The organism is Streptomyces sp. NPDC026417, assembly GCF_055567695.1.
This window is the reverse complement of the sequence record NZ_JBVHPY010000034.1, coordinates 41,723-50,401: the sequence shown is the minus strand read 5'-3', so window position 1 is coordinate 50,401 and position 8,679 is coordinate 41,723. Positions and strand designations below refer to the sequence as shown.

The following is an 8,679-nucleotide window of genomic DNA, read 5'->3' as shown; positions in this document are numbered from 1 at the left end:
AACCTCATGACCCGCCGCCTCGCCCACGAAGCCACCCCCAACTGGCGTGACAACTAAGCCAAATGAAACGGACAACCCAAAATCAAACGCTCACTGAGAAGGGTCGTTCGGATCACCTCGAATCAGGCGGCGCCTGGTGCGGTGCATCGCAAGGCGGAGCACGACCCGCGTACCGGGCGTACGCGGGTGAGGCGACGACGCGGCGAGGTGCCGTGCCGGGCGGCTCGGACCCGGGGTGTTCCGACCGGCTCCCCCTGGCCCCGTGTGGCCGCTCCGACCAGTGCGAATGCGACACTGACGGACGGATGGCCGGAACTCGGCGCCGTACGGGGACGCGCGGCGGCGCAGCCGGGAACAGCGTGACCGGGACACCGCGGCACGTGAGGACACGGAGGCGAAGGATGGACGAGGCGCGGGCACGGGACGTGCTGGCCGCGGCGGAGGTGCTGCCCGGCGCGGTGGCGGACGCACGGCTCATCGCCCTGGGCGAGAACGCGGTGTTCGCCGCGGGTGACCTGGTGGTCAAGGTCGGCCGGGACGCCGAGCTCCTCGACCGTGCCCGCCGGGAGCTGGCCGTCGCCGCCTGGCTCGCCGAGGCGGACGTCCCGGCGGTGCGGGCCGCCCGCTCCGAGGCCCTGCTGGTGGACGGTTGCCCGGTGACGGTGTGGCACCGGCTGCCCGATCCCGTGCGCCCCGCGCAGCCCGCGGATCTGGCCGGGCTGCTGCGCCGGGTGCACGCGCTGCCCGCCCCGCCCTTCGCCCTGCCGCCCCGCGAGCTGCTCGGCGGGGTGGAGCGCTGGCTGCGGCTGGCCGGCGACGCGATCGACCCGGCGGATGCCGCGTACCTGCGGGAGCGCCGCGACGGCTTCGCGCGGGCCGCCGCCGCGCTGACCCCGCATCTGCCGCCGGGCCCGATCCACGGCGACGCCCTTCCGCGCAACGTCCACGTCGGCCCCGACGGCCCGGTACTCGTCGACCTGGAGACCTTCTCCGTCGACCTGCGCGAGCACGACCTCGTGGTGATGGCGCTCTCCCGCGACCGCTACGGGCTCCCCGCCGAGGCCTACGACTCCTTCACCCGGGCCTACGACTGGGACGTGCGTACGTGGGAGGGCTGCGGTGTGCTGCGCGGCGCCCGGGAGACGGCCAGCTGCGCGTGGGTCGCCCAGCACGCGCCGGCCAATCCGAAGGCGCTCGCCGAGTTCGAGCGCCGGGTGGCGTCCCTGCGGGACGGCGACGACTCCGTGCGCTGGTACCCCTTCTGAACCCGGCGCGGCGGCGGGTCCGTGCGCCGACAACCCGGCTGAGCCCGGGGCGGGGCCGGGCCTGCGCCGGCCGGAGGCTCAGCCCCGGCCCCGGATCGTCCCGGCGGCCCGCTCCAACTCGGCCAGGACGCGCCGGACGGCCCTGCGCGCCGTCCGTTCCGGGCGGTGCAGCACGTCGATGTGCCGCCGGGCCCGCACACCGCTGAGCGGCTTGAGCACCAGCGCGGGGTGCGGACGCGTGGTCCAGCGCGGCATCAGGGCGAGTCCGCCGCCCGCGGCGACGACCTCGGCCACCACGGCGAACTCGTTGATGCGATGGGTGGGCTGGAGGCGGCGGCCCGCCGCCGTCGCGATCGCCTCGATGGTCGCCATGACCGGGAACCCGTCGTGCACGGTGATCCAGGGCTGGTCGGCGACATCGCGCGGCGCGAGCCGCCGCCGGGCGGCCAGCGGGTGGTCGACCGGCATGGCGACGTCGAGCGGTTCGCGCAGCAGGGTGGTGGCCGTCACCGTGCGCGGCCACTGGGGTGCGTGTTCGAGCCGATGGGCGAGCACGAGGTCGTACTCCCGGGTCAGCGGCGGGAAGTCGTCCTGCGGGACGTCCTCGTCGGCGAGCGAGAGCCGGGGGCCGCCGGGCGCGGCGAGCCCGCGGAGCAGCAGCGGGAAGAACGCCGACGCGGCGCTGTGGAAGGCCGCGAGCGACACCTCGCCGTCCGGCCGGCCGACGAACTCGTCGACGGTGTGCCGGGCCCGTTCCAGGGCGGTCTCCACCTCGATCGCCGCCCCCGCCAGGGCCTGGCCCGCGTCCGTCAGCACCAGCCTGCGCCCCTGGCGCTCGGTGAGCGGAACGGGGATCGCCCGCTGCAGCAGCCGCAGTTGCTGGGAGATCGCCGACGGTGTCACCAGCAGGGCCTCGGCACCGCGGTCACACTGCCCAGTTCGCCGAGCTCCCGCAGGATCCGCAGCTGCCGTTCGTCCATGGCCTCAGTGTAGGGAAACTAAAGGATCGTTTAAGAAGTTGGCCCTGGGCTTCAGTGACCCGGCCGGGCAGGGTGGGCGGGTGCCTGATTCCCGCCGTACCGATGGGGTACTTCTCCTGGTCGCCCTCGTCTGGGGCTCCAGTTATCTCTCGGCCCAGACGGCCACCGCCGTCCTGCCCGTGCTCGTGGTGCTCTTCGTCAGGTACGCGCTCTCCGCGCTCGCCTGTCTCGGCCTGGTCGCCACCGGACGGCGGGCGGCCGGAGGGTGGACCCGCGACGAGATCCGTGTCGGTGTGCCGCTCGGAGTTACCCAGGCCGCCGTCCTGGTCGTGGAGACGTACGGCGTCGCGCACACGAGCGCCGCCAACGCCGGGCTGATCATCAGCCTCACCATCGTGCTCACCCCGCTCCTGGACCGCACCGGCCACCGGGGCGGACTGCCCCTGCCCTTCTACGCCGCCGCCGGGCTGTGCCTGCTGGCCGTCGGCCTGCTGATGTCGGGCAACGGCTTCCACGCCCCGCGGCTGGGCGACCTGCTCATGCTCGCCGCGGCACTGGTGCGGGCGGTGCACGTCGCACTCGTCGGACGGCTCACCGCGCACCGCGCGATCCGCCCGCTGCGGCTGACGACCGTGCAGACCCTCGTGGGGACGGGGCTGTTCCTGGTGCCCGCCGCGAGCGGTCTGCCCGAGCTGGCCCGGGTCGGTGCCGGGGGCTGGGCGCAGCTGCTGTATCTCGCCCTGTTCTGCAGTGTGTTCGCCTTCCTGGCACAGACCTGGGCCGTGCAGCGCACCTCGGCGAGCCGGGCCAGCCTGCTGCTCGGCACCGAGCCGATCTGGGCCGCCGCGGTCGGTGTCGGCCTCGCCGGCGAGCACTTCACCGCGTTGACGGGGCTCGGCGCGGCCCTGATGGTCGCGGGGACGTACTGGGGTCAGGCCGTGGAGCGCGCCCACCGCGCCCGGCACCCGCTGCCCGTCCGGGACACCACCGGGGCGCATCCCGCCGGGCGCGGCTCCCTGCCCCCGGAGAAGCGGACGGAGCAGTACGCCCGGGACGGCACGCCCGGCAGCGGCCCGCACGGCGGCGACCGGGACGCCCTCGGCCCGCACGGCGACGGACCCCACGACCAGGGCACGCGCGGCGACGACCGGCGGCACGACCAGGGCACGCTCGGCCGTGACCGGCACGGCTTCGGCCCGCACCGCGACGGACCCCACGACCACGGCACGCGCGGCGGGGACCGGCACGGTCCCGGCCCGTACGGCGACAGCATCCAGCACCCGCAGCTCACCGAAGAGGACACCTCATGCACGGCACCGGCCCCGACACCTACCAGCGCCTGATCGGCCTCCTCGACACCTCCGCCGTCGGCTACCGGCTCATCGACCATGCCCCCGAGGGCGCCACGGAGGCCGTCAGCGAACTGCGCGGGCACCCGGTCTCCGAGGCGGCCAAGTGCCTCGTGCTGCGGGTCAGGACCGACCGGCGGACCACACGGCACGTCCTCGCGGTCGTCCCCGGTGACCGGCGGGTGGACCTGGACGCCGTCCGGACGCTCTACGGCGCCCGCTATGCCGGATTCAGCGACGCGGCGACCGCGGAGCGACTGGCCCGTGCCGTGCCCGGCACGGTGCTCCCCTTCAGCTTCGACCCCGAGCTCGAACTTGTCGCCGACCCCGCCGTGGTCGCCCAGCCGCGGCTCTACTTCAACGCCGCCCGGCTGGACCGCTCCCTGGTGCTCTCCGGCGCCGACTACGCGCGGCTCGCCGCACCCCGGGTGGAACCCATCGCGAGCCCCGCCCCCGCGTGACGGTCCGGCACCCGGACCGGGCGGGGCGTCAGACCCGCTCGTCCGCGAGGTGCCGCAGCGGCCACGTGCCGTCCACCACGGCCGCCGCGTCGCCCTTGCGCCGCAGGAAGCTCTGGAAGTCCGCCGCCCACTCGGCGTACCACTCGATCTGCCGGCGGTGCAGCTCCGCCGGGCCGAGGGATGCGACCTTCGGGTGGCGGCCGGCTATCGCGGCGGCGAGGCGGGCCGCGGCGAGCGCGTCCGCCAGCGCGTCGTGCGCGGCGTCGAGCGCGACCCCGTACTCCGTGCAGACCGCCTCCAGATTCCGCTTGCCGCGGCGGTAGCGGTCCACGGAGCGGTCGATGGTGTACGGATCGATGACCGGGGCGGGGTCGGTGCCGCCCAGCCGGTCGCGCAGGGACGGCAGGCCGTACCGCCGCAGCTCGGCGGAGAGCAGTGTCAGATCGAAGGTGGCGTTGTACGCGACGACGGGCACGCCCGTCTGCCAGTAGCCGACGAGGACGGACGCGATGGCGTCGGCGACCTGGTCGGCCGGCCGGCCCTCGGCCGCCGCCCGTTCATTGCTGATGCCGTGGACCGCCACCGCGTCGGCCGGGATCTCGACGCCCGGATCGGCCAGCCACTCTCGGCGCCCGACCGGCTCTCCGCCCCGGACCTCGATCACCGCGCCGGTGACGATGCGCGCCTCGCGCGGGTCCGTCCCGGTCGTCTCCAGGTCGAAGCCGATCAGCAGCTCCCGGTGCCAGCCCATGGGCGGCCCCCCTTCTTCGTGGTGCTTTCCCCCAGTGGTCCCCACGATCGCATGGGCCACTGACAACGCGAGGACCGCATTCCGCTTGCCCGGGGTCCGGGCCCGTGAACCGTCCACGGGAGCGGAGTCCGGCGCGCTTCAGGACACCGGCCGCGAGTCCGACCAGGCGACCTCGAACTCCTCACGGTACGTGGGGAAAAGACCCTCTTCGGCGGTGTCGTCCGGTTTGACCACGCGTCCTCCGCCGCGGAGCACCAGGACCGGAGCCTCCATGCCCCGCGTCCGGCGCAGATACGACTGCACCACGGCGACGCCGTCCGAGCCGTCCCCGTCGACGAGGTACGCGGTGAAGCGCGGGGTCTCGTCGAAGACCTGGATCTCGAAGGCGCCCGGATCCCGCAGCCGGGACCTGACCCGGCGCATGTGCAGGATGTTCGTCTCCACGGAGCGGCTCAGCTCGCCCCGCTTGATGCCGAGTTCGCGTTCCCGGCGCTTCACCGCGCTGGACGCGGGGTTCAGGAACAGCAGCCGCACCCGGCAGCCCGACTCGGCGAGCCGCACCAGGCGCCGGCCGGAGAAGTTCTGCACCAGCAGGTTCAGGCCGATGCCGATGGCGTCCAGTCGGCGGGCGCCGCCGAAGAGGTCCTCGGCCGGGAACTGCCGCAGCAGCCGGACCCGGTCCGAGTGCACGCCGACCACGTCCGCGTACCGGTCGCCCACCAGGTTCTCAACGGCGTCGACCGGGAGCCGGCGCGCCGACGGCACGTCACTGCCCGCGCCGAGTATCTCCAGGAGCCGGGCCGAGGCACGCTCGGCCTGGGCCAGCACGGCCTCGGACAGGGCCCGGTTGCGCGAGACCACGTTCCGGGTGACTTCCAGCTCGTCCAGGGCGAGTTCGACGTCCCGGCGCTCGTCGAAGTACGGCTCGAAGCACGGCCAGTGCTGCACCATCAGCTCGCGCAGCTGCGGAAGCGTCAGGAAGCTGAGCACGTTGTCGTCGGCCGGGTCGAGCAAGTACCCCTTGCGGCGGCTGACTTCGCGTACGGCGACAGCGCGCTGCACCCACTCCTGGCCGGCCGGGCCGGCCGCCGCGACCACCCAGTCGTCGCCGTGGACGGGTTCGTAGATGGGACGCAGGACAGCGGCCACGACCGCGCGCAGCCGCTGCTCGACCAGATTCAGCCATATGTAGGCCCGGCCGGCCCGCTGGGCGCGCGTACGCACCTCGCGCCAGGCGTCGGCGCCCCAGTCCAGTTCCGGGCCGATGGAGCCCATCTCCATCGGCCGTGCCAGGGACACCGCGCCGGGCGGGACCTCTGTGGAGTTCCCCTCGTGACCCTCGTCACCAGGAGGCAGCTCCAGCCCTCCCGAGCCCACCCGTGCACCGCCTTCCGCTCCCCCGAGCTCTCCCCTTGTCAACGATCAAGGAAGGGTACTCCGGGAGCGGTCGGCGGTGCAGCCCGATGGACAGGTCGCTTCTCAACTGCCGTCTCGCGGACGCCCGTTCTGGTCGGCGAGGTCCGCCGGCGTGAGCGGATTCATAGCGGTGACGTCGCGCGGGGCTATGGAGAAGCCCTGCCAGTGCACCGGCATGGGCTGCTGGTCCTCGTCCCGCGCGATGTGGTGGAAGCCCACGTTCATCCATACGACGGGGTGGGTGAGCGTCTGCCCGTTGACCCACTTGTCGACGGACTTGCCGCCGCCGGTACCGCAGTTGCGCAGGTTGTCGCTGGCGAACTGCTCGCACTTCTTGTACTCGGTGAAGTAGATGTCGCTCTTGGTGTACGGACGTCCGGGGTACTTGGTGGAGGCGCCCGGGACGATCTCGTAGGACCGCGCGTGATTGTCCTTGTTCTTCCCGGAGTTGCTCACCACGCGCCACCAGCGCATGTTCTTGGCGTTGCCCGCGAGTTCCTTGGTGACCTTGGTGCGGGTCGTCTTGTTGGTCGGTCCCTGGCCGCCACGAGCGGGCGGGCTGACCACGGAGTCGTACTGCTCGACCTTGCTCTTGGGAGAGCCGTCCAGGCCGAAGTTGAGCCGCCAGAAGACGTTGTGGCTGTGGCTGGTGGCGTACGAGGTGGCGTTCTTGCCGAGCGGCCAGCCGCGCCCGTCACCGGCGTCGTAGTCCCCGGGAGAGAGGCTGCCGGTGGCGCCCACGTTCATGTGGAGGGTGCCGTCGTCCTGGAACCGCCACTCGGTGATGTACTCGTACCAGCCGACCTGGTTCACGGTGTAGACGAGCAGGTCCTTGCCCTGGGTCTGCCAGACCTTGTTCGCGGTGTCGCCCTGCATGCGGTAGGCGTGCCCCCGCGAACGGGTCGTGGCGCACAGGCCCTTGACGTCGGCGTGCTCCGGGTCCCATGCCTCCGGGACCTTGACGGTCTTGATGGTGCCGCCGGGACACTCGCCCGGCGCCATGTTCATCAGGCCCTGGCCGAAGCCGGCGCCCGTGAGGTCGCTGTACTCGGCCTGGCCGTCGTCGTAGGGCACATGGATCTGGGCGAGCTTGGCGCTGGTGAGGACCTTGATCGGCTGGGCCTCGCCCTTGGGCTGGTAGGAGATGTTCTCCAGGACCAGTCCGGCCTCGCTCTCGTAGTGCCAGCACATCCGCCAGGTGGTGCCGGTGGCGAGCTGCTGTTCGATCCGGTACGCCTCGCTGCAGTCGGCCGCCGCCGGGGCGGCCTTGGGCTGGGCGACGGCCGGCCCCCCGGCCGTCGTCACACCGACGGCGAGCGCGGCCGCCGTGAGGCCCACCGCCGCCCGGCTGCGGGCACGGCTGATTCTGTTGACGCGCATGAAGAAGTGACTCCCTTGCGATGAGCAGGAAAGAAGGGCACGAAGCACGGACGCGACCGCGGTGGTCGCCTCGGCGTGCGGCCGGAGGGCGGTCGGGCCCCCGGCCCGTGGGCGACAGGGCGGTGGTCGGCCGCCGGTCCCCCGAGCGACGCGCGGCGGTGGTCGGCCGCCGCGGCGCTCAGCCGAGCTTGCCGACCTTGCGGGCGCTCAGGTCGATCACCAGGGAACGGCTGTCGATCCACGGGCCGTTCCTGACCTTCGGGAAGAGCCGCACACAGCGGTGGTCGCCGCAGTCGGCGAGCACGGCCGGCCCGGCCCCCGGACTCGCCCGGTAGACCATGCTGTTGAGCAGCAGCTGGTCGGGCGAGGTGAGGTCCTTGCCGGTGGCGTCCCGGTAGTCGGCCTTCAGTCCCGCGCCGAGCGGATCGGCGATCAGGAGCTGGGCCGCCTCGGTCATCTCGGCGCGGCTGATCGGCGGCTGGACGCCGTGCTGCGTGCCCGTCTGCTCTACCTTGCCGGTGTCGAGATTGACGGTCCTGGTGACGAGCGTGTCGTCCTTGTAGTCGTAGTACGTCACGTCGGCGCGGCGCGGGACGCTCGCGTCGTCCAGCTCGTCGGCCTCGGGTTCGGTGAGGCCGACGCCGATGCGCTGCGGGCCGCGCTCGCCCTCGACGTTCTCGCTGGAGGCCAGCAGCTGCCGGTTGAGCGCGATGCGTTCGACGCGCCGCATCTCGTCGTCGGTGAGCGGGTCGCGCCCCGTGCCCTTGTCACCCTCCGCCGGTGCCCGCTCGACGACGCCGGGCTGTGCCGCCCCCTGCGCCGTCTGCCCGGCCTGCCGGGAGGACGCGCCTCCCCCTCCGGTGCCGTCCGAGTCGTCGGCCCCCGCCGACCCCGGCAGCGTGACGGCGACCATCGCCGCCGTTCCGGCCACCGCGATGGCCGCACCTGCCACCATCTTTCCCAGATGGCGGTGCACTGTCCTGCGCACAATCTCCCCCTACTCCCTGAGTGTCACTAGGAGTCCTTTGAGCCCCACTGGTTGGGCATAAGTGCGTATGCCCTGGTCACCCTGTAAGA

6 protein-coding genes and 2 pseudogenes are annotated in these 8,679 nt (G+C 73.0%); 3 read left to right on the top strand and 5 right to left on the bottom strand.

Translation table 11 applies throughout. The features are described from left to right. Positions 1–401 precede the first annotated feature (401 nt). On the top strand, positions 402–1,265 hold the full coding sequence (locus tag ACZ4NT_RS35265; protein WP_121406706.1) for an aminoglycoside phosphotransferase family protein: 864 nt from the start codon (positions 402–404) through the stop codon (positions 1,263–1,265). A 78-nt stretch (positions 1,266–1,343) separates the two neighbouring features. Here ACZ4NT_RS35265 and ACZ4NT_RS35260 read toward each other — a convergent pair. Then, positions 1,344–2,245 (bottom strand): annotated as a pseudogene (locus ACZ4NT_RS35260) (LysR family transcriptional regulator). Positions 2,246–2,325: 80 nt separating this feature from the next. On the opposite strand from ACZ4NT_RS35260, the pseudogene ACZ4NT_RS35255 reads away from it, so the two are divergent. Further along, positions 2,326–3,228 (top strand): annotated as a pseudogene (locus ACZ4NT_RS35255) (DMT family transporter); the annotation flags it as partial. Between the two features lie 323 nt (positions 3,229–3,551). After that, positions 3,552–4,055 carry a YbaK/EbsC family protein gene (locus tag ACZ4NT_RS35250; protein WP_121406704.1) on the top strand — a complete coding sequence of 168 codons (504 nt, stop codon included), beginning with the start codon at positions 3,552–3,554 and terminating at the stop codon, positions 4,053–4,055. A gap of 28 nt (positions 4,056–4,083) precedes the next feature. Here ACZ4NT_RS35250 and ACZ4NT_RS35245 read toward each other — a convergent pair whose 3' ends face one another. The 4 genes from ACZ4NT_RS35245 to ACZ4NT_RS35230 form a co-directional block, all read right to left on the bottom strand. Then, complete coding sequence (locus ACZ4NT_RS35245) at positions 4,084–4,806, bottom strand: exonuclease domain-containing protein (RefSeq protein ID WP_467729263.1); 723 nt, start codon at positions 4,804–4,806, stop codon at positions 4,084–4,086. A gap of 138 nt (positions 4,807–4,944) precedes the next feature. After that, positions 4,945–6,183: an SAV2148 family HEPN domain-containing protein gene (locus ACZ4NT_RS35240; protein WP_121406702.1), complete on the bottom strand. Its 1,239-nt coding sequence runs from the start codon at positions 6,181–6,183 to the stop codon at positions 4,945–4,947. 102 nt (positions 6,184–6,285) lie between these two features. Then, positions 6,286–7,602 carry a copper amine oxidase gene (locus ACZ4NT_RS35235; RefSeq protein WP_121406701.1) on the bottom strand — a complete coding sequence of 439 codons (1,317 nt, stop codon included), beginning with the start codon at positions 7,600–7,602 and terminating at the stop codon, positions 6,286–6,288. A 178-nt stretch (positions 7,603–7,780) separates the two neighbouring features. Next, positions 7,781–8,590, bottom strand: a complete 810-nt coding sequence (locus ACZ4NT_RS35230; RefSeq protein ID WP_121406700.1) for a Tat pathway signal sequence domain protein — start codon at positions 8,588–8,590, stop codon at positions 7,781–7,783. Between the last annotated feature and the right edge of the window lie 89 nt (positions 8,591–8,679).

Coding starts and splice junctions, on each gene's coding strand:
- ACZ4NT_RS35245 (WP_467729263.1), bottom strand. CDS start 4,806: ATGGGCTGGCACCGGGAGCTGCTGATCGGCTTCGACCTGGAGACGACC.
- ACZ4NT_RS35235 (WP_121406701.1), bottom strand. CDS start 7,602: ATGCGCGTCAACAGAATCAGCCGTGCCCGCAGCCGGGCGGCGGTGGGC.
- ACZ4NT_RS35265 (WP_121406706.1), top strand. CDS start 402: ATGGACGAGGCGCGGGCACGGGACGTGCTGGCCGCGGCGGAGGTGCTG.
- ACZ4NT_RS35250 (WP_121406704.1), top strand. CDS start 3,552: ATGCACGGCACCGGCCCCGACACCTACCAGCGCCTGATCGGCCTCCTC.